At 65.1% G+C, this 19018-nt stretch carries 24 protein-coding genes; 19 read left to right on the top strand and 5 right to left on the bottom strand.

Features of this window, described 5'->3' with window-relative positions; genetic code table 11:
* From L288_RS30535 to L288_RS30485, 12 genes are all read left to right on the top strand, one after another.
* A partial coding sequence (locus L288_RS30535) for a TolC family protein (RefSeq protein ID WP_021237993.1) occupies nt 1-585 on the top strand: 585 nt, incomplete at its 5' end.
* Nucleotides 582-2132, top strand: a complete 1551-nt coding sequence (locus L288_RS30530; RefSeq protein WP_021237992.1) for an efflux RND transporter periplasmic adaptor subunit — start codon at nt 582-584, stop codon at nt 2130-2132. The genes L288_RS30535 and L288_RS30530, both read left to right, overlap by 4 nt.
* Nucleotides 2133-2136: 4 nt before the next feature.
* Entirely contained in the window at nt 2137-2841 is a 705-nt protein-coding gene (locus L288_RS30525) for an ABC transporter ATP-binding protein (protein WP_021237991.1), read from the top strand.
* A 130-nt stretch (nt 2842-2971) separates the two neighbouring features.
* Nucleotides 2972-4177, top strand: coding sequence for an ABC transporter permease (locus tag L288_RS30520; protein WP_021237990.1), 1206 nt, complete (start codon nt 2972-2974; stop codon nt 4175-4177).
* Between the two features lie 179 nt (nt 4178-4356).
* Complete coding sequence (locus L288_RS30515) at nt 4357-4719, top strand: RcnB family protein (protein ID WP_031304267.1); 363 nt, start codon at nt 4357-4359, stop codon at nt 4717-4719.
* A 138-nt stretch (nt 4720-4857) separates the two neighbouring features.
* A complete protein-coding gene (locus L288_RS30510) occupies nt 4858-5259 on the top strand; it encodes a BLUF domain-containing protein (protein WP_236613013.1) in 402 nt (133 codons plus the stop codon).
* Between the two features lie 154 nt (nt 5260-5413).
* A complete protein-coding gene (gene rpsF, locus L288_RS30505) occupies nt 5414-5845 on the top strand; it encodes a 30S ribosomal protein S6 (protein ID WP_021237987.1) in 432 nt (143 codons plus the stop codon).
* 13 nt (nt 5846-5858) lie between these two features.
* Nucleotides 5859-6083, top strand: coding sequence for a 30S ribosomal protein S18 (gene rpsR / locus L288_RS30500; protein ID WP_004212076.1), 225 nt, complete (start codon nt 5859-5861; stop codon nt 6081-6083).
* Between the two features lie 13 nt (nt 6084-6096).
* Entirely contained in the window at nt 6097-6696 is a 600-nt protein-coding gene (gene rplI / locus L288_RS30495) for a 50S ribosomal protein L9 (RefSeq protein WP_021237986.1), read from the top strand.
* Between the two features lie 312 nt (nt 6697-7008).
* On the top strand, nt 7009-8421 hold the full coding sequence (locus L288_RS41945) for an FkbM family methyltransferase (protein WP_021237985.1): 1413 nt from the start codon (nt 7009-7011) through the stop codon (nt 8419-8421).
* Between the two features lie 159 nt (nt 8422-8580).
* Nucleotides 8581-9483 (top strand): prolipoprotein diacylglyceryl transferase, encoded by a 903-nt coding sequence (lgt, locus tag L288_RS30490; RefSeq protein WP_021237984.1) that lies wholly within the window; start codon nt 8581-8583, stop codon nt 9481-9483.
* Nucleotides 9473-10558, top strand: a complete 1086-nt coding sequence (locus L288_RS30485) for a class I SAM-dependent methyltransferase (protein WP_021237983.1) — start codon at nt 9473-9475, stop codon at nt 10556-10558. Before lgt ends, L288_RS30485 begins: the two co-directional genes overlap by 11 nt.
* On the opposite strand, the gene gmk is transcribed toward L288_RS30485, so the two are convergent.
* Entirely contained in the window at nt 10546-11211 is a 666-nt protein-coding gene (gmk, locus tag L288_RS30480; protein ID WP_021237982.1) for a guanylate kinase, read from the bottom strand. The genes L288_RS30485 and gmk overlap by 13 nt on opposite strands.
* Nucleotides 11212-11268: 57 nt before the next feature.
* Here gmk and L288_RS30475 point away from each other — a divergent pair, with 57 nt between their 5' ends.
* Nucleotides 11269-11841 (top strand): DUF2585 domain-containing protein, encoded by a 573-nt coding sequence (locus L288_RS30475; RefSeq protein ID WP_021237981.1) that lies wholly within the window; start codon nt 11269-11271, stop codon nt 11839-11841.
* Here the strand turns inward: L288_RS30475 and L288_RS30470 are convergent.
* The 3 genes from L288_RS30470 to L288_RS30460 form a co-directional block, all read right to left on the bottom strand.
* Nucleotides 11838-12188 (bottom strand): hypothetical protein, encoded by a 351-nt coding sequence (locus tag L288_RS30470; protein ID WP_021237980.1) that lies wholly within the window; start codon nt 12186-12188, stop codon nt 11838-11840. The two genes, L288_RS30475 and L288_RS30470, sit on opposite strands and share 4 nt — an antisense overlap.
* Nucleotides 12189-12228: 40 nt before the next feature.
* On the bottom strand, nt 12229-13614 hold the full coding sequence (gene fumC, locus L288_RS30465) for a class II fumarate hydratase (RefSeq protein WP_021237979.1): 1386 nt from the start codon (nt 13612-13614) through the stop codon (nt 12229-12231).
* A gap of 66 nt (nt 13615-13680) precedes the next feature.
* Entirely contained in the window at nt 13681-14157 is a 477-nt protein-coding gene (locus L288_RS30460) for an SspB family protein (RefSeq protein ID WP_021237978.1), read from the bottom strand.
* Between the two features lie 97 nt (nt 14158-14254).
* Between L288_RS30460 and hisB the strand changes: the two genes are divergently transcribed.
* The 6 genes from hisB to L288_RS30430 all read left to right on the top strand — a co-directional run bounded on the left by hisB (nt 14255) and on the right by L288_RS30430 (nt 18068).
* Complete coding sequence (gene hisB / locus L288_RS30455; RefSeq protein WP_021237977.1) at nt 14255-14842, top strand: imidazoleglycerol-phosphate dehydratase HisB; 588 nt, start codon at nt 14255-14257, stop codon at nt 14840-14842.
* Nucleotides 14839-15456, top strand: coding sequence for an imidazole glycerol phosphate synthase subunit HisH (gene hisH, locus L288_RS30450; protein WP_021237976.1), 618 nt, complete (start codon nt 14839-14841; stop codon nt 15454-15456). The genes hisB and hisH overlap by 4 nt, the downstream gene beginning before the upstream one ends.
* Nucleotides 15457-15510: 54 nt before the next feature.
* Entirely contained in the window at nt 15511-16248 is a 738-nt protein-coding gene (gene hisA / locus L288_RS30445) for a 1-(5-phosphoribosyl)-5-[(5-phosphoribosylamino)methylideneamino]imidazole-4-carboxamide isomerase (RefSeq protein WP_021237975.1), read from the top strand.
* Nucleotides 16249-16288: 40 nt separating this feature from the next.
* Nucleotides 16289-17053: an imidazole glycerol phosphate synthase subunit HisF gene (gene hisF, locus L288_RS30440; RefSeq protein ID WP_021237974.1), complete on the top strand. Its 765-nt coding sequence runs from the start codon at nt 16289-16291 to the stop codon at nt 17051-17053.
* 50 nt (nt 17054-17103) lie between these two features.
* On the top strand, nt 17104-17430 hold the full coding sequence (locus tag L288_RS30435; RefSeq protein ID WP_021237973.1) for a phosphoribosyl-ATP diphosphatase: 327 nt from the start codon (nt 17104-17106) through the stop codon (nt 17428-17430).
* Between the two features lie 65 nt (nt 17431-17495).
* Entirely contained in the window at nt 17496-18068 is a 573-nt protein-coding gene (locus L288_RS30430) for a hypothetical protein (RefSeq protein ID WP_021237972.1), read from the top strand.
* A 23-nt stretch (nt 18069-18091) separates the two neighbouring features.
* On the opposite strand, the gene L288_RS30425 is transcribed toward L288_RS30430, so the two are convergent.
* Complete coding sequence (locus L288_RS30425) at nt 18092-19003, bottom strand: histone deacetylase family protein (protein ID WP_031304266.1); 912 nt, start codon at nt 19001-19003, stop codon at nt 18092-18094.
* Between the last annotated feature and the right edge of the window lie 15 nt (nt 19004-19018).

Raw genomic sequence — 19018 nt, 5'->3', positions numbered from 1 at the left:
GGCATCCCCGCCGACACGTTGCGCCAGAGGCCGGACGTGCGATCGTCCGAACGCGCCCTGGCCGCCGCCACCGCCCGCATCGGCGTCGCCGAGGCGCAACTTTATCCGGCCCTCGGCATCAGCGGCAATATCGGCACCAGCGCGACCGCCTTCAAAAGCCTGTTCGACGTCATCACCGGCGGCATCTTCGCCAATGTCGCGCAGGTCATATTCGACGGCGGCCGCCTCGCCTCGCAGGTCCGCTCCCAACGCGCGGCGGCGGAGGGCGCCTTCGCCGCCTATAAGCAGAATGTGCTGACCGCGCTCGAAGATGTCGAAAACGCCATCGCCTCGCTCAACAGCGCCCGCGCGCGCAAGGCGGAATTCTCCGTCGCCTTTGAAGCGTCGAACAATGCCGCGATCCTCGCGCGCAGCCAGTATCAGGCGGGCCTCATCGACTTCCAGACGCTCTCCACCAGCGAAACCACTCTTTTGAACGCGCGCAACAGCCTCGCCTCCGCCCAGGCGGATGAGGCGCTCGCCATCGCCCAGCTTTACAGCGCGCTGGGCGGCGGCTGGCAGAATATGGAAACACCGCCCGTATGAGCAACGATGTGACCAAAGATCAGGACCTCGACGATTTCCTGGGCGCAAAGCCCGCCGGGCCATGGCGCAAATGGGTCGTGCGCGGGGCGATCGGCGTCGCGCTGCTGATCCTCATCCTGCTCCTTGCCCGCTGCTTTTCCGGCGAGGACCAGCCCAACTATGCCACGCGCGAAGTACGGCGCGGCGACCTGACCGTCACCGTATCGGCCACCGGCAACCTGAAGCCCATCAATCAGGTGGACGTGGGTTCCGAACAGTCGGGCAAGATCACCGCTGTCTATGTCGACGTCAACGATCGCGTGACGCGGGGGCAGAGGCTGGCCGAACTCGACACCCGCCGCCTTGTCGACACTGTAACGCAGAACCGGGCGCAGGTCGCGGCTTCGCAGGCCAGCGTCGCGCAGGCGCAGGCTCAGGCCGCTCTCGCCAGGGCGACGCTCGACCGGCAGCTCAACGTCTACCGGCTCTCTGGCGGCCGCGTGCCCGCCAAGACCGAACTGGACGCCGCCCGCGCCGATTATCAGTCCGCGCTCGGCACGCTGCGCGCCGCGCAGGCCCAGGTCGACGTCTCGCGCGCCCAGCTTTCGACGGCGCAGACCAACCTGTCGATCGCGCAGATCGTGTCCCCGGTGACCGGCGTCGTCCTGTCCCGCGACATCGAACCGGGGCAGACCGTCGCCGCATCGCTGAACGCGCCCGTCCTCTTCACCATTGCCGAGGACCTGACGCAGATGGAAGTCGAAGTGTCGGTCGACGAAGCCGATGTGGGCCAGGTGAAGGAAGGCCAGGCCGCGACCTTCTCCGTCGACGCCTTCCCCGGACGCAGCTTCCCCGCGCGCGTGACGCGGGTGAATGTCGGCTCCAACGCTTCGGGCAGTTCCTCCTCCAGCTCGTCGAGCAGCAGCACCGCCGCTTCCACCACCGGCACCGTGGTCGCCTACACCGCCGTCCTCGCGGTGGATAACAAGGACCAGATCCTCCGCCCCGGCATGACCGCCACTGCCGACATCGTGACGCAACAGCTTGCGGACGTCCTGCTCGTCCCGAACGCCGCACTGCGCTTCAAGCCCAGCGCCGATGCAGGCCAGGGCGGCGGCATCACCAGCCAGATCGTCCCCGGCCCCCGCCGCTTCCGGCGCGGCAACAACCGCCAGACCAGCTTCGGCGCGGGCAGCAGCCAGACCGTCTATGTCGTGGGAGAAGACGGCAAGCCCAAGGCGATCCAGGTCGTCGTCGGCGCCAGCGACGGCGCGCGGACGGTCATCACCAGCGGCAACCTGAAACCCGGCATGCGCGTCATCACCGGCCAGCTCGCCGCCGGGCAGGAAGCGCCGCCCGAAGACCAGAATGGCGGCGGCCAGGGTCAAGGTCAGGGCAACCAGCCCCGCGACCGCAATCGCAACCCCGCTACGGACGGCCGCCCCGCCACCGCCGGACAGATCGGCAACAGCGGCAACGCAGCGCCCGAAACCGCGCCCATCGCCCCTGCTCCGACATCGCCGCAGGGCAGCGAAGCGCGCGGCACCGGCAGGCAGAGCGGGACCTGATTCGATGCCCGCCGATCCCATCATCTCCCTGCGCGGCGTGACGAAGGTCTATGGCTCCGGCCCCACGGCCTTCCAGGCGCTCAAGGGCATCGACCTCGACATCGCGCAGGGCGACTTCGTGGCCGTCATGGGTCCGTCCGGTTCCGGCAAGTCAACGACGATGAACATCCTCGGCTGCCTCGACGTGCCTTCGGGCGGGGAGTTCCTGTTCAAGGGCCGCCATGTCGAAACGCTCGACCGCGATCAGCGCGCCCTGCTGCGACGGCGCTATTTCGGCTTCGTCTTTCAGGGCTTCAACCTGCTTTCCCGCACCACCGCGCTGGAGAATGTGGAACTGCCCCTCCTCTATCGCGGCGAGGACAGGAAGACCCGCTATGACGCGGGGATGGCCGCGCTCGACAAGGTGGGCCTCAAGGACTGGTGGGATCACACCCCGGCCGAACTGTCCGGCGGCCAGCAGCAGCGCGTCGCCATCGCCCGCGCCATCGTCACCCAGCCGGACGTGCTGCTGGCGGACGAGCCCACCGGCAACCTCGATTCGGAACGCTCCATCGAGATCATGGAGCTTCTGACCGACCTCAACCGCAATGGCGGCATCACCGTCCTCATGGTCACGCACGAGCCCGACATGGCCGCCTTCGCCCGCACCATCGTCCACTTCAAGGACGGGCTGGTGGAGCGGATCGAGGAAGGGGTGGCGGCGGCGTGATTTACCGTCCCACATCCGTTCGCCCTGAGCCTGTCGAAGGGCTCGGCCGAGCTTGTCGAGGCCACTTCGCTCCGCTCAGTGCCAGGCTTCGACTTCGCTCAGCCCGAACGGAACAGAGGCAGTCAGCATCATGCTAGGCACCACCGTCATCCTCGCCTTCCGCGCGATCAACCGGCACAAGCTGCGCAGCTTTCTCACCACGCTCGGCATCATCATCGGCGTGGCGGCGGTCGTCACCATGGTGACGCTGGGCAACGGCGCGACGGCCGCCGTGCGGGAGCAAATCAGTTCGCTTGGCGCCAATGTCCTGCAACTGCGTCCCGGCCAGGGTTTCGGCCGTGGCGGCGGCGGCCCGCGCCCGCCCGACTTCAAGCCCGCCGACCTCACCGCGATCGAAAACCAGTTGACCGGCGTCCGCGCCGTCGCGCCCCTCGTCCAGTCGAGCGGCACCGCCATCTACGAAGGCAGCAACTGGTCCACCACCGTCTACGGCACCACTGCATCCTATTTCGAGGTGCAAAGCTGGAAGGCCGACACCGGCCGCCTTTTCATGCCGGAGGAGGAGGAAGCCGGAAAGCCCGTCTGCATCATCGGCAACACGGTGCGCACGAACCTCTTCCAGGGCAGCGATCCTGTCGGCAAGCGCCTGCGCGTCAAGGGCGTGTCCTGTCAGGTGATCGGCGCGCTGGCCACGCGCGGACAGGGCGGCTTTGGCGATCAGGACGATGTCGTCGTCATGCCGATCAAGTTCGTGCAGCGCCGCTTCACCGGCGACCGCGACATCAGCCAGATCATGATCGCGGTGGACGACGCCTATGACACCTCCACCGTGCAGGCCAGCCTGGAGGAACTGATGCGCGACCGGCGCAAGATTAAGCCGGGCGCGGAGGATAATTTCAACGTCTTCGACACCAAGCAGATCAGCGACACGCTGACCGGCACCACCACCATCCTGACCCAGATCGTGGCTGCGGTCGCCGCCATTTCCCTGCTGGTGGGCGGCATCGGCATCATGAACATCATGCTCGTTTCCGTGACGGAGCGCACGCGCGAAATCGGCATCCGCCTCGCCATCGGCGCCGTCGCGCGCGAGGTGCTGATGCAGTTCCTGGTGGAAGCGATCGTCCTGTCCTGCCTCGGCGGGCTGATCGGCCTCTTCCTCGCGCTCATCGCCTCGGTCGCCATCGCCCCGCTGATGCAGGTGCCCTTCATCTTCGACCCGCGCGTGAACCTGATCGCCTTCCTCTTTTCGGCGGCGATCGGCGTCGTCTTCGGCTATTTCCCCGCCCGCCGGGCCGCCGCGCTCAACCCGATAGACGCCCTGCGCCACGAATAGCCCCACTCCTCCCCATCACAAGATGGGGAGGTGGAAGGGGAAAAGCGCGCACCCCCACCCCATTACACTTTCCGACACTTCCCCCGCGCCCCGGCACATCCTTGCGACAACTGCCTCCTAAATCTGTCTTCAACGCCGCAGCAACGGCGCGAAAGTTCAAGACAAGGAGCCAAGTCATGATGATCAAGAAACTGCTGATGAGCCTCGCCGCGACCACCATGGTGGCCAGCCCCATGCTCGCCGCCCAGGCGCAGGCCGCCCCCCACCGGGAAGTCACCCGCGTCGTGAAGCAGGGCCCGCACGGCCGCACCGTCTACAAGCAGAAGACGGTCGTCCGCAAAAACGACCATCGCCGCTGGGCGAAGGGCCAGCGCTTCGACCGCCGCTATGCCCGCGACTACCGCGTGATCAACGACTATCGCGCCTACCGCCTCTCCTCCCCGCCGCGCGGCTATCACTGGGTCCGCTCCGGCAATGACGCGGTCCTCGTCGCCATTGCAGGAGGGATCATCGGCGCGGTGATCGGTAATGTGATCCGGTAAAGCGTCTCCCCACTCCTGCGTCGAACGCCCCGGCGAGCCAGTCTCGCCGGGGCGTTTCCTGATCCATGTCAAACATAATATGGAAAGCCTTTGCGGCTATCTTGGGCGGTTCGGGGGAGCGATGCGTTAGGAACCGGAATGTCCTTGTACCAGATCATGTATATCAGCAGCGCGGCCAGCCCCGTCCCGCCCGCCCAATGCGCGCAGATCGCGCAGGACGCGGCCGTACGGAACAGCCGTGACGATGTGACCGGCCTGCTTCTCTTCAACGGCAGGCGCTTCCTTCAGGTGCTTGAAGGGCCAAGGCAGAATGTCGAACGGATCTATGAGCGGATCGGCCGGGACGGCAGGCACCGCGCCCTCGTGATGCTGCGCAGGCAGGACATTGCGGCACGCGAATTCGGCGACTGGGGCATGGCCTATGACGACCCGGCGCACCCGTCCGAAAGCCTCAGGCACAAGGTCGACGCCCTGCTCGATAAGGCTGGCCCCTCCACCCGAGCGCATTTCATCGGGTCGGCGGAGATGCACCGGCCTTGACCCTTGCCAAGCGGACCCGTTTCCGCCATAGGCCCCGCTTCGCATGACGCCGGGTGACTCGGCGCCCCTGCGGATCAATGCTTGAGACGACAGCCGGAGGGGCGTTCCACATGGGGTGGGCGTCAGCGATCGGCCAACAGATGAGGCAATACCCATGGCTCTTTACGAGCATGTGTTCCTTGCGCGCCAGGATCTGGCACAGGCGCAGGTGGACGCGCTGGCGGAAACCGCCACCAAGATCGTCGAGGATAATCAGGGCAAGGTGACCAAGGTGGAAACCTGGGGCCTGCGCAGCCTCGCCTACAAGATCGCGAAGAACCGCAAGGCGCATTATGTCATGCTCAACATCGACGCCCCCGCCGGTGTCGTGGCCGAGCTGGAGCGCCAGACCCAGATCAACGAAGACGTCATCCGCTACATGACCGTCAAGGTCGATGAGCTGGAAACCGGCCCGTCCGTCATGATGCGCAAGCAGGAGCGTGGCGATCGCGGTGATCGCGGTCCCCGTGGCGGCGATCGTGGCCCGCGCGAAGATCGTGGCGACCGTGGCCCGCGCCGCGATCGCGAAGAAGCCGCCGGCGAATAAGGAGATCTGAAACATGGCACGCCCGTTTTTCCGCCGCCGCAAGAGCTGCCCCTTCGCCGCCAAGGATGCGCCGAAGATCGATTACAAGGACGTCCGTCTGCTTCAGGGCTTCGTGTCCGAACGCGGCAAGATCGTTCCCAGCCGCATCACTGCGGTGTCCGCCAAGAAGCAGCGTGAACTGGCCCAGGCCATCAAGCGCGCCCGTCATCTGGGCCTGCTGCCCTACATCGTGAAGTGAGGGAGTAATCTCCATGGAAATCATTCTCCTCGAACGGATCGAGAAGCTGGGCGCCATCGGCGACGTCGTCACCGTGAAGGACGGCTATGCCCGTAACTTCCTGCTGCCCAACAAGAAGGCGCTGCGCTCCAACGCCGCCAACAAGAAGGTCTTCGAAGCCAACCGCGCGAAGATCGAGGCGGACAACGCCGCCCGCCGCTCGGACGCCGAAAAGGCTGCCGAAGGCGTCAACGGCAAGCAGATCGTCCTCATCCGCCAGTCGTCCAACGCTGGCCACCTCTATGGTTCGGTCGCCGTTCGTGACGTGGTCGAAGCGTTGCAGGCCGAAGGCATCAGCAACGTCACCAAGTCGATGGTCGTGCTGGAACGCCCGATCAAGACGCTGGGCGTGTTCGACGTCAAGGTCGCGCTGCACCCCGAAGTCGCGGTGACCATCACCGTGAACGTCGCCCGCTCGCCGGAAGAAGCCGACCTCCAGGCCCAGGGCGTGGACGTGATGGCCGACCTGTTCGAAAAGGACGAGAGCGGCTTCACCGAAGATTACGATCCCAACGCGGAACCGGGCGAAATCGCCGCCGCAGCGGAAGAAGAAGCTCCGGCCGAAGAAGCCTGATCTTCCTTCCCGGATCGAAAAGCAGGAAAGCCGCCCCTCACCGGGCGGCTTTTTTGTTGGGATGATCCGCCTTTAGCCGGAATGAGTAACGCTTTCGCGCCGCCTCCACTCCTCATGAGCTTGTCGATCGGTAGTGCCGGGGGCCAGCGGCCCTGCCGGGCAGGCGATGCATCTTCGCTCCGCCCCGTCTCACCGCAAATCCGGCGCAATGGCCACGCGCAGGCATGGCCCGCCACGGGATTACCTCGGAAAAGTTCACCATAAGGGCTGTCAGCCGCCTAGACCTGTGGAGGATTGAAGCGAGGTGCGCTGATGCCCGGTACGAGCCTGATTCGGTCTTGGCTGTTGAACCTCTATGTTCATCGCCTTCCGCCTTTCCGTGGGAAATGGCGGCTGCTCCGGCCCTTTGCCCCGGTGCTGGACGGCACGCCGGTCCGGTCCAGCTATGGCGATGTCCATCTCGGCTTCGACGTTGGCGACCGCACCCATCTGCTCGGCCTGTCAGGCAAATATGGGGAACGGGTCGCCAATGAGGTGAAAAGCCTTCGGCCGGGCGATTGCTTCATCGATGTCGGCGCCAATTGTGGCGTTTTCAGCCTGCTCGCGGCGGAGCGTGTGGGGCCGGATGGTCTGGTCATGGCGTTCGAACCCTGTTTCGGCACTTTCACCAAGCTTGTGAGGAATATCGGCCTCAATGGCCTTGGCAACGTGCTGCCGTTCAACATGGCGCTATCCTCCCTGACCCGGCCAGACCTGCTCGACAACAGCAGCGCGGGCCATTCCGGCCGCTTCGCCATCGCCCATGCGCCGGTCGAAACGGGCGAGCGGATCATGTCCCTGTCCATCACTGACTTTCCCGGCCTGCTCGCATTTATCGATGATCGCCGGGTCACGGTGAAGATCGATGTGGAAGGGTTCGAACATGCCGCGCTCCAGGGGCTGGCGCCCATCCTCGCTCTGCCGCAGACCAAGGGCGTGGTGGTGGAGATCGACGACCGCAATCTCGGCCGCTACGGCTCCAGCGCAGAGGCCATATTCGGCCTGCTGCGCCAGCACGGCTTCACCCGCGCCGGCCCGCACGAGACGGGGCAGCATTTCGACGCCATATTCCACCGCAATCCTGCCGCCGCCCGTCTGCCAGCGCCCGCCGCTGCGCGCAGGCGGCATCGCTCCCCCGGCATCGGTGCCGCCCCGCCCGCGCGCAGAGCGCCGCGCCCTGCCTATCTTCCACGCGCCGCCGCAGCCATGCTGGCGCTCGCGACCGGCTGGTTCGCCTTCGAAAGCAAGCCCTTCGTGAAACCGGCCCAGGCGGAGGAGAATTTCGTCGAGGAAGCGCTGCAATCCTTTCAGGTCGCGGAAATGCGGCAGCATCTGCGCCGCTCCCCCGCCGCGACGTTCAATGCGGGCGAGGTCGGATCGTCGGCGCGCATAGCGCTTCCCATATTGCCTGCGGGCTGGCGCATCACCGATGCCCAGTTGTTCCCCTCCGACAGCGGGCCAAGCCTGCACATGATCATCACGAACGGGAAAAGCCGTCCCATCTCGCTCTTCGCCATCCGCGACGATCATGTCGCCCCCGCCCAGCCCGCCGTGCTCACCCGCGACGGCAAGACCGTCGCCTACTGGCAGGAGGGCGATCTCGCCTATGCGCTGATCAGCAAGAGGCGCCCCCCCGCCGAACTCGATCGCCTGGCGGAGGATATAGCGGACAACGTCACTTCCTAACTTGCTCCCGGCGGCCGCTGCCCCGCGCGCGGACGAAAAAAAGGCGCGGAAATCTGTAGGAAAATTTCCAGGAAATGGCGCTTTTCTGCGCCTTCATCGTGTCACCTTTGTCACCCTGATCCGTGCCTTGCCCCTTTCCTATTCCCCCCGACCTGATCTATGGCGGGTGCGAATTTCCCAAGGGGGAACGATAAGTTGATCCTAGACCTTGCCGCCGCAGCGTCCGGCGCCATCCATTTCGACCAGCTGGGGCTCAGCCCCGTTGCGCTCGACCTCGGCTTCTTCACGCTCAAATGGTACAGCCTCGCCTATCTCGCGGGCATCCTCGTCGGCTACTGGTATCTGCTCAAGCTCGTCGCGCAGCCCGGATCGCCCATGGCGCGGCGGCATGCCGACGACATGATCTTCTACGCGACGCTCGGCATCATCATCGGCGGGCGGCTGGCCTATGTCCTCTTCTACCAGCCGGAAATCCTCCGCAATCCGCTCGACATCTTCAAGCTGTGGAATGGCGGCATGTCCTTCCACGGCGGCGTTGTCGGCGTTTCGCTCGGCATCCTCTACATGGCGCGCAAGGAAAAGCTTAGCTGGCTGCGCATCCATGATTATGTCGCCTGCTGCGTCCCCTTCGGCCTCTTCTTCGGCCGTCTGGCCAATTTCGTGAATGGCGAACTGTGGGGCAAGGAAACCGATGTCCCCTGGGCGATCGTCTTCCCGACCGGAGGCCCCTTCCCCCGCCACCCGAGCCAGCTTTACGAAGCCGCGCTGGAAGGCCTCCTGCTGTTCCTGATCCTGGCGTTCGCCTTCTGGAAGACGCGGGCGCGCTACAAGCCGGGCATGCTGGTGGGCATTTTCCTGCTCGGCTACGGCCTCTTCCGCTTCTGCGTCGAATTTTATCGGGAAGCCGACGCGCAACTGATGGAATTCGCCGCCCGTACCGGCCTCCACATGGGTCAGTGGCTGTGCGTGCCGATGATCGTGGGCGGCCTCTATCTGATCGTCACGGCAAAAGGCCGCCGCGTGCGTGTGGAACCCATCGCGGGAAGCGCAAGTGTCAGCTGACGCGCTGACGCTTGCCCAAAGGCTCGCGCGGCAGATCGATTCCGGCGGTCCGATCACGATCGCCCATTATATGGCTGAGGCCAACCAGCATTATTACGGTACCCGCGACCCGCTGGGCGCCGCCGGGGATTTCACGACCGCCCCGGAAATCAGCCAGATGTTCGGCGAACTGGTTGGCCTCTGCCTCGCCGATGTCTGGATGCGCTCCGGCAGCCGTCCGCATTCTCTCTATGCCGAACTCGGCCCCGGACGCGGCACGCTGGCCGCCGACGCCCTTCGCGCCATGGCCAGCGTCGGCTTCACTCCCGAAGTGCGCTTTGTCGAGACCAGCCCCACCTTGCGCGAACGCCAGCAGGCGGCCGTTCCCAACGCCCGCCATTGCGATGACGTCGCCGGATTGCCGGATAATGTCCCGCTACTGGTCGTTGCCAACGAATTTTTCGATGCCCTGCCCGTTCGACAATATGTGCGAGCCGGCAATGAATGGCGCGAGAGGGTCGTGATCCGCTCCACCGTGGATGATGAGGATCATTTCCTCCCCATGCCGGGCTATCGCCGCGTTGAATCGGGCATTCCGGCGATCGCCGCCGATGCGCCGGAAGGCTCCATCCTCGAAGTGCCGATGGCGGGAGCAGCGATCGCCCTCGACCTCGCATCCCGCATCGCGCGGCAGGGCGGCGCCGCGATCATCATCGACTATGGCTATGAAGGCCCTGCGGTCGGCGACACGTTGCAGGCCGTGCGCGGGCATCGTTTCGCCGACCCCTTCGCCGATCCGGGCGAGAGCGATCTTACCACTCATGTCGACTTCACCATGATCGGCAACATGGCGCGGCAGGCGGGGTTGCGTGTGCTCGGACCGGTCGGCCAGGGCGAATTCCTGCGCCAGCTCGGCATCGACGCCCGCGCCGATCAGCTCGCGCGCACCACGCCCGCCCGCGCCGCCGATGTGGAAGCCGCCCGCCACCGCCTGACCGCTGACGACGCCATGGGCACATTGTTCAAGGTGATGGCGCTGGTGCACCCCCAATGGGTGGACCCGGCCGGATTCGAAGCGCCTGCTCAGTCTTCCTGATGGTAGCGGCTGAGCTTGCGGATGAAGCCGATCAGGCCCGTCTGGCGGCTGCGCTTCATCCGCTCGGCATGCAGAATGGTCTGGACTCGCCGGAAGCAATCGTCCGCATCGACGTTGCACAGCACATAGTCATAGCCGTCCCAGTGCGCGATCTCGTTGGCGGCGCGCGACATGCGGCCCTCGATCACTTCCTCGCTGTCGGTCGCCCGGCCGCGCAGACGCCTTTCCAGTTCCTGCATGGATGGCGGCAGGATGAAGACGCGCACCACGTCGCCACCGGCGATCTGGTGCAACTGCTGCGCGCCCTGCCAATCAATGTCGAACAGGACATCGCGCCCGCTTTTCAACATCGCTTCGACCGGCGCGCGCGGCGTTCCGTAGCGCTGGCCGAAGACATGCGCCCATTCCAGAAACTCATGGTCCGCCGTCATCCGGCGGAACTCTTCCAGATCGACGAAATGATAATCGCGGCCCTCGACCTCCCCCGGCCGCATCGGGCGGGTGGTCGCCGATACCGACATGGCAAGGTCAGGCTCGGCCGCCAGCAGCTTGCGCGCGATCGTGGACTTGCCCGCGCCGGAGGGAGACGAAAGTACGAAGAGCACGCCGCGCCGCTTGAAATCGGGCGTTTCGGTGGGAATGCTGTCGGCCATGGCCGCTAGTGACGCCGCGAGCGGGATTTGGCAAGGGGCCGCGGAGGGGGAAAGCAATTGTCGAAAAGCAAACGGGCGCGAAACCGGCGCGGATTCCTGATCGCCGCCGCCGTGGCGCTGCTGGCCTGCGCCCTGCTGTTCCTGATGGCGCGTCCGCCAATCTGCACCTGCGGCCACATCGAATTGTGGCATGGCGCGCTCGACAGCGGCAACAGCCAGCATATCGCCGACTGGTACAGCCTCAGCCATATAATCCACGGCTTCCTCTTCTACGCGGCCGCGCGCCTGCTGATGCGCCGCCAGCCGCTGGGGCCTCGCCTCGCGCTGGCTGTGGCGATCGAATCAGCCTGGGAGATACTGGAAAACTCCCCCATCATCATCGATCGCTACCGCACTGCCACGATCGCGCTTGGCTATAGCGGCGACACCATCATCAATTCCATGAGCGATATAGGGATGATGACGCTGGGCTTCCTGTTCGCCGCCCGCGCCCCGGCCGCCGTCACCATCCTTGCCGCCATCGCGATGGAACTGGTCGCGCTCTATGTGATCCGCGACAATCTGACGCTGAACGTACTGATGCTGGCGTGGCCCATCGAGGCCGTAAAGCAATGGCAATCGGCGCTTTAGGATGCGCTGCTCTTGTCCGGCGCGGGCGCTTCGATCAGGACCTGTTCGCCGCTCTTGTCCGGCAGGGCGCGCACGGCCCGTTTGCGATCGGCCTCGCGCTTCGCCTCATAGGCCTTGCCCGCCAGATAAGCGCCTGTCACGAACAAGGCGCCCATGGGGTAACGCATGATCACCCGCTTGGCCCCGACTCCGGCGATCAGCCCGACCACCCCCTTCTTGCCCGTCGCCGCCGCGACTCGCGCGGCAACGACGGTAGCGCCCAGGCGCGCCGTCTTTCGCAGCAGCCCCGCCTTGCGCGGCGGGCGAATGGTGACAAGCGGTTGAGAGGCAAGGGGCTTCTTCTTCATGATGCGTCAATGTATCGAACCCCGCGCGGTTCCGCCACCGTCACACCATATTTTCCGGCCGCACCAATCGGTCGAACGCCGCTTCATCGACAAGACCCAGCGCCAGCCCGGCTTCCTTGAGCGTCAATCCGTTCGCATGCGCATGTTTGGCGATCTTCGCGGCATTGTCATATCCGATCTCGGGGGCAAGCGCCGTCACCAGCATCAGGGACCGGTCGACCAGTTCGGCGATGCGCCCTTCATTCGCCTCCAACCCCTCGACACAGCGCTGTGCGAAACTGTCCATTCCAACGCTCAACAGATGGATGGATCGCAGGACCGCCGCGCCGATCATCGGCTTGAAGACATTCAGCTCCAGATGCCCTTGAAGTCCGCCCACGGTCACCGCCTGATGATTGCCGATCACCTGAGCGGCGACCATGGTCAGCATCTCGCATTGGGTCGGGTTGACCTTGCCCGGCATGATCGAACTGCCCGGCTCGTTGGCGGGCAGGTCCAGCTCTCCAAGGCCCGATCGCGGCCCGCTGCCCAGCAGGCGAATGTCATTGGCGACCTTGGTGAGCGCGACCGCCAGCGTCGCCAGGGTGGAGGACAAATGCACCAGCGGGTCGTTGGATGCGAGCGCCTCGAACTTGTTGTCGGCGGTGCGGAACGGCATGCCGGTGATGGCGGCGATCTCCCTCGCCACATCCGCGCCGAAGCCATCGGGGGCATTGAGGCCGGTGCCCACCGCCGTTCCTCCCTGCGCCAGTGCCATCATCCCATGCAGCGCGGCAGGCTCTATCCGCTTGCGGCAGCGGTAAAGCTGGTGAGCGTAGCCGGAAAATTCCTGCCCCAGCGTCAGCGGAGTGGCATCCTGAAGATGCGTTCTCCCGATCTTCACGATTCCCGCCCATGCCTTCGCCTTCTCGTCCAATGCGTCGTGCAGCCGGTCGAGCGCCGGGAACAATGCGCCGGTGACCGCCCGCGCCGCTGCTATGTGCAGTGCCGTGGGAAAGCTGTCGTTGGACGACTGGCTCATATTGACATGATCGTTGGGATGAACCGGCGCCTTGCCTCCGCGCTGGCCAGTCAGCGCCTCGTTGGCGATCCCGGCGATCACCTCATTGACGTTCATGTTCGACTGGGTGCCGCTGCCCGTCTGCCAGATGACCAGCGGAAACTGATCATCGTGCCGCCCCTGGATGATCTCCCGCGCGGCGGCTTCGATCGCATCGGCGATGGAGCTGTCCAGCCCGTGCAGCCGGTTCACCCGCGCCGCCGCCTGCTTCACGATGGCGAGGGCATGAACGATGCCTATGGGCATGCGTTCTTCGGCCCCGAAAGGAAAATTCTCGATACTGCGCTGTGTTTGCGCGCCCCAATAGGCATCTGCGGGCACATCGACGGGGCCGATGCTGTCGGTTTCGATACGGGTGTCAGTCAAGGCGCACTCCCCTCTTTCATCCGGGACGCGGCCAATCTGGGGAACGGACCCGCAGTCCGCCAGCCCCTATTTCTTCTTGCCGAAATCCACCGTGACGACGTTCGACCCGTCTTCGCTCTTGACCTGAGGCGCGTCATTCTCGGCCTCTTCATGCGGTTCGGGCGCTTCATCCGCCTGCACCTGAAATTGCAGGGCGAAGTTGACCGCCGGATCGACAAAGGCGGTGATGGCGGCGAACGGGATATGGAGATGGGCCGCCACCTGGTTGAAGGTCAGGCTGACGCCGAACGCGTCCTCGCTGACTTTCAGGTCCCAGAACTTGTTCTGGAGCACGATGGTCATTTCGTCGGGAAAGCGCTCGACCAGATGCCTGGGAATGTCGACGCCCACCGCCTGCGTCTTGAAGGTGATGTAGAAATGATGGTTGCCCGGCAGGCCGCCGGATCGTTCCACTTCGCCGAGCACGCGGCCGACCACGGCCCGCAGCGCCTCCTGAACGATTTCATCATAGGGAATCAGGCTGTCGGGCAGGTCTTCGCTCATGGGTGAATGTCCTAACGGCGCGACGCCGCTGGTCAAGTGCGCCCCATCATGCAACGCCACATTGCATAGAGCGCCCACTTGGGTATAGGGCGCAGCCATGCGCACGGCCGAAATTCACCGCAACACTGCGGAAACGCAGATCGACGTGACCCTCAACCTGGATGGGACGGGCGTCTATGCCGTGTCCACCGGGATCGGCTTTCTCGATCATATGATCGAACAGCTCTCGCGTCACTCGCTGATCGACATGGATGTGAAGACGGTCGGCGACCTGCATGTCGACCAGCACCACACGACCGAGGACACGGCGATCGCGATTGGTGAGGCGGTGGCAAAGGCTCTGGGCGACAAGCGCGGCATCACCCGCTACGGCAGCGTCTATTCGCCGATGGATGAAACGCTGACCCGCGTCTCGCTCGATATTTCCGGCCGCCCCTGGCTGGTGTTCAAGGCTTCCTTCACCGTCCAGCGCCTGGGCGAATGGGATACCGAGATGATCGAGCACTGGTTCCACAGCTTCGCGCAGGCCGCCGGGATCACGCTGCACGTCGAAAATCTCTACGGCAGCAACAACCACCATATCGTGGAAAGCTGCTTCAAGGGGCTTGCCCGCGCGCTGCGGCAGGCGGTGGAGATCGACCCGCGCAAGGCCGACGCCATTCCTTCGACCAAGGGGATGCTGTGACCGCGCTCGCCCTCATCGACTATGGCGCGGGCAACCTTCATTCGGTCTACAACGCCCTGCGCAAGGCGGGTGCGGACGATGTCGTCATCACCGGCGATCCCGATGCCGTAGCCAGGGCGGACCGCATCGTCCTGCCGGGCGTCGGCGCGTTCCGGGCCTGCCGCGACGCGCTGGTGGCCATCCCCGGCATGGTCGAGGCGATGAACGATGCGGTCCACGGCCATGGCACCCCCTTCCTTGGCGTCTGCGTCGGCATGCAGCTGCTCGCCGAAGCAGGCGAGGAATTCGGGCGGCATGAGGGGCTTGGCTGGATTCCCGGAACCGTTCGCCTGATCGAGCCCTCCGATCCCGCGATCAAGGTGCCGCACATGGGCTGGAACGATGTGATCCTTCAGGGATCGCCGCCGCTGCTCGCAGCCGGAGAAGCCTATTTCCTGCATAGCTATCATTTTGAAGTGACGGACCCGGCCGATGTCGCTGCGGTGACGGAGCATGGCGGCCCGCTGGTTGCCGCAGTCGCGCGCGACACGGTGATCGGTTGTCAGTTCCACCCGGAAAAGAGCCAGGCTTACGGCCTCTCCTTCCTCTCCCGCTTCCTGGAGTGGCGTCCGTGACGTTAGGCAGCTTTACGCGGGCGATCGCTCCTCTTGGCTTTTCTGGATAATAGAATGTCGCTCATCGTCTTCCCCGCTATCGACCTCAAGGCCGGACAGGTCGTTCGCCTTGCAGAAGGCGACATGGACCGCGCCACCGTCTATGGTGACGATCCCGCCGCGCAGGCGTTGCTGTTCGCCGAAGCTGGCGCCCAGCATCTCCACGTGGTCGATCTCGACGGCAGTTTCGCTGGCCGCGCGGTCAATGCGGAGGCGGTCGAGCGCATAGTGGAGGCGTTCCCCGGTCATGTGCAGCTCGGCGGCGGCATCCGCAACCGGGAAGCGGTGGAGCGCTGGTTCGACCTTGGCGTGTCCCGCATCGTCATCGGCACCGCTGCGCTCAAGGACCCGGAGTTCGTCAAAGCCGCTGCGCGCGACTTTCCCGGCGGCATCGTCGTCGCCGTCGATGCGCGGGACGGCTTTGTCGCGACGGACGGCTGGGCGGAAAAGTCCGACATGCCCGTGGCCGACCTTGCCCGCCGCTTCGAGGATGCGGGCGTCGCCAGCCTGCTGTTCACCGACGTCGGCCGCGACGGCTTGCTGAAAGGCTGCAACATCGATGCGACCGTTGACTTGGCGCGGGCCACGGACATCCCGGTGATCGCCAGCGGCGGCGTTGCTGGCATTGCCGATATTCGCGTGCTCAGCCTGCATGCCGACGAGGGAATTGAAGGCGTGATCACCGGCCGCGCGCTCTATGACGGCCGGCTGGATCTCAAGACCGCCCTGTCGGTCGCAAAGGCGGCGGCGTGACCAGCTTCTCCACCGCCTGCTGCTGGAAGAAGGCGCGCCGATGACAGTCCGCACCCGCGTCATCCCCTGCCTGGACGTAGCCAATGGCCGCGTGGTCAAGGGCGTCAACTTCGTGGACCTGCGCGACGCTGGCGATCCGGTGGAGCAGGCGCGCGTCTATGACGCGGCCGGGGCGGATGAACTCTGCTTCCTCGACATCACCGCCACCCATGAAGCGCGCGGCACCATATTGGATGTGGTCCGCCGCACGGCCGAAGTCTGCTTCATGCCTGTGACAGTCGGTGGAGGCGTTCGCAGCCCGGACGATGCGCGCGCCCTGCTGCTCGCCGGAGCGGACAAGGTGGCGGTCAACAGCGCCGCCGTATCCCGGCCCGAAGTCGTCGCCGACATAGCAGATCGCTTCGGCAGCCAGTGCGTCGTCGGATCGGTCGATGCGCGGCGCGTGGCCGCGAACCGCTGGGAAATCTTCACCCATGGCGGCCGCAAGCCAACCGGCATCGATGCGGTGGAACATGCGATCCGCCTGGCGGAGCTTGGCGCTGGCGAGTTGCTGGTCACGTCGATGGACGGCGACGGGACAAAGGCGGGATACGACCTTGCCCTTACCCGCACCATTGCCGATGCGGTATCGATCCCCGTCATCGCCAGCGGCGGCGTGGGAACGCTCCAGCATCTGGTCGAAGGCGTGATCGAAGGCCATGCCAGTGCGGTCTTGGCCGCGTCCATCTTCCATTTCGGCCAGCATACGGTAGCGGAAGCGCATGCGGCGCTGGCCGCAGCAGGCGTTCCGGTCCGCAGGGGCTGAAACCAACTTTCGGTTGACGCCCCCACGCGACTGAGGCTTTGAAAGACGCCATGCGCTCTACCCTGTCCGACCTTGAAAAGACCATCCATCAACGGCGGACCGCCGACCCCGGCCAATCCTATGTGGCGAAGCTGACGGGCCGTGGCCGTGCCAAGATCGCGCAGAAGGTCGGCGAAGAAGCGGTGGAGGCGGTTATCGCCGCCATGGCTGCCGACCGTGAGGGTCTGATCGGTGAAAGCGCCGACCTGCTGTTCCACCTGCTCATCCTGCTTGCCGATCTGGACGTTCCGTTCGATGCCGTGCTGGACGAACTGGACCGGCGCGAAGGCGTTTCGGGGATTGCTGAAAAGGCTGCACGCGCGAGCGACCAAGCCTAGCGCCGGAAATATTCCGGCTCCGCAGCGTTCCTCCTGTCACATCGCTAACAGGGACAGGAGCGTATATGGTCAGGTCGATCGCAGGCGGCGTAGTGGGCGGCATCGCCATGTACATCATCGGCTTCATATTCTGGGGCACGCCGCTGAGCGCCCTCGCCTATCATCGCGCCGATGGACAGGCGAGCGCCAACCTCCAGGCGGCGCTGGCGCAGGCGCTCACTCCCAATGGCACGGGCGTCTATGTCATCCCCGATCCGGCAACCGCACAGGGCACCATACTTTACGGCAGGGGGCCGGTCGCCACCGTCTTCTATAACAGCAGCGGCTTTCCCGTCACCGACAGCGCAGCGCTGATCGGCGGGTTCATCCTGGCGCTCGCGGTCGGCATATTGATCGCCCTTGCGCTGCGCTTCGTCGCCGCCGGCTTCGGCAGCCGCGCGCGTCTGACCATCCTGTTCGCCATCGCGGCCGTGCTATGGCTGCATATCGGACAGTCGGTCTTCAACCATGCGCCGTGGGGCTACATGCTCTATCTGGCGTTCAGCGATTTCGTCGCGCTCGCCGCCGCCGGTTTGATCGCCGCCAGGGTGATGGGTCACAGGCAGGAGGCGGTCGTGCCTCCTTCGACCATGCACTGACCGGCTCCGCGCCATGCTCCGGCTCATGCGGGGGCATGGCGCAGGCATTCCTCCGCCAGCCGGACCATGCAGGCCGCATGCCGCCGCGCGATCGCCATGCGGTCAGCGCCATAGCCGCCGCCCATGGTGCTGGCGACGGGAATGGCGCGCCGCCTCGCCTCCCGCATCACCGCGCGATCCCTCTGCTCAAGCCCATGATCGGTCAGCGACAGACGGCCCAGACGATCCTCCCCATGCGCGTCCACGCCCGCCTGATAGAGGATGAGATCGGGCGCGAACGCGTCCAGCACCTTGGGCAATACGCCCATCAGCGCCTCCATATAGCCATCATCATCCGTCCCATCGGCAAGTGGAATGTCCAGCGACGACCGTGCCTTTCGCACCGGGAAATTCTTTTCGGCGTGAATGGACAGGGTGAAGACATCATCCCTGCCCGCCATCAACTGTGCGGTCCCGTCACCCTGATGCACATCAAGGTCCAATATGAGGATGCGCCGCGCGTCAGCCTCCGCGATCAGCCGGTTGGCCGCAATGGCCAGGTCATTGAACACGCAATATCCAGCGCCGCTGTCATATAGCGCGTGATGGCTTCCGCCCGCCGCATTGGCCGCATAGCCATGCGCCAGCGCCAGCTTCGCCGCCAGCCATGTGCCGCCGGGCGACAGAAGCGAGCGGCGCCTGACATGCGCGGTGACCGGAAAGCCGATGCGGCGCTCCTTGTCGCGCGGCACGTTCAGCGCCATCACTTCCGCCACATAGCCAGGATCGTGCACCGCCTCGATCCATGGCAGCGGCATGGGGGCAGGTTCATGGACCAGAAGCGCCGCTCCGCTTTGCGCGAGCGCCTCCATCACCAGCCCATATTTGTCGAAGCGGAAACTGCTTCCCGCTGTTGCCGCAGAGACATAGGCGGGATGGTGAACGACATGCAGCATCATATTTTTCCGCAA

Origin of the sequence: Sphingobium quisquiliarum P25 (assembly GCF_000445065.1) — a bacterium.
Taxonomy (GTDB): domain Bacteria; phylum Pseudomonadota; class Alphaproteobacteria; order Sphingomonadales; family Sphingomonadaceae; genus Sphingobium; species Sphingobium quisquiliarum.
Note: the sequence above shows the minus strand (reverse complement) of the source record. Positions and strands in the feature narration are given on the sequence as shown.

What these genes read in the sequence shown, in the direction of transcription:
- L288_RS41945 (WP_021237985.1), top strand. Translation starts at nt 7,009, where the DNA reads ATGCCCGGTACGAGCCTGATTCGGTCTTGGCTGTTGAACCTCTATGTT.
- rpsF (WP_021237987.1), top strand. Translation starts at nt 5,414, where the DNA reads ATGGCTCTTTACGAGCATGTGTTCCTTGCGCGCCAGGATCTGGCACAG.
- L288_RS30515 (WP_031304267.1), top strand. Translation starts at nt 4,357, where the DNA reads ATGATCAAGAAACTGCTGATGAGCCTCGCCGCGACCACCATGGTGGCC.
- L288_RS30425 (WP_031304266.1), bottom strand. Translation starts at nt 19,003, where the DNA reads ATGCTGCATGTCGTTCACCATCCCGCCTATGTCTCTGCGGCAACAGCG.
- L288_RS30510 (WP_236613013.1), top strand. Translation starts at nt 4,858, where the DNA reads ATGTCCTTGTACCAGATCATGTATATCAGCAGCGCGGCCAGCCCCGTC.
- L288_RS30520 (WP_021237990.1), top strand. Translation starts at nt 2,972, where the DNA reads ATGCTAGGCACCACCGTCATCCTCGCCTTCCGCGCGATCAACCGGCAC.
- L288_RS30525 (WP_021237991.1), top strand. Translation starts at nt 2,137, where the DNA reads ATGCCCGCCGATCCCATCATCTCCCTGCGCGGCGTGACGAAGGTCTAT.
- L288_RS30460 (WP_021237978.1), bottom strand. Translation starts at nt 14,157, where the DNA reads ATGAGCGAAGACCTGCCCGACAGCCTGATTCCCTATGATGAAATCGTT.
- hisF (WP_021237974.1), top strand. Translation starts at nt 16,289, where the DNA reads ATGACAGTCCGCACCCGCGTCATCCCCTGCCTGGACGTAGCCAATGGC.
- L288_RS30430 (WP_021237972.1), top strand. Translation starts at nt 17,496, where the DNA reads ATGGTCAGGTCGATCGCAGGCGGCGTAGTGGGCGGCATCGCCATGTAC.
- gmk (WP_021237982.1), bottom strand. Translation starts at nt 11,211, where the DNA reads ATGGCCGACAGCATTCCCACCGAAACGCCCGATTTCAAGCGGCGCGGC.
- hisB (WP_021237977.1), top strand. Translation starts at nt 14,255, where the DNA reads ATGCGCACGGCCGAAATTCACCGCAACACTGCGGAAACGCAGATCGAC.
- L288_RS30470 (WP_021237980.1), bottom strand. Translation starts at nt 12,188, where the DNA reads ATGAAGAAGAAGCCCCTTGCCTCTCAACCGCTTGTCACCATTCGCCCG.
- rpsR (WP_004212076.1), top strand. Translation starts at nt 5,859, where the DNA reads ATGGCACGCCCGTTTTTCCGCCGCCGCAAGAGCTGCCCCTTCGCCGCC.
- lgt (WP_021237984.1), top strand. Translation starts at nt 8,581, where the DNA reads ATGGCGGGTGCGAATTTCCCAAGGGGGAACGATAAGTTGATCCTAGAC.
- hisA (WP_021237975.1), top strand. Translation starts at nt 15,511, where the DNA reads ATGTCGCTCATCGTCTTCCCCGCTATCGACCTCAAGGCCGGACAGGTC.
- L288_RS30435 (WP_021237973.1), top strand. Translation starts at nt 17,104, where the DNA reads ATGCGCTCTACCCTGTCCGACCTTGAAAAGACCATCCATCAACGGCGG.
- rplI (WP_021237986.1), top strand. Translation starts at nt 6,097, where the DNA reads ATGGAAATCATTCTCCTCGAACGGATCGAGAAGCTGGGCGCCATCGGC.
- L288_RS30530 (WP_021237992.1), top strand. Translation starts at nt 582, where the DNA reads ATGAGCAACGATGTGACCAAAGATCAGGACCTCGACGATTTCCTGGGC.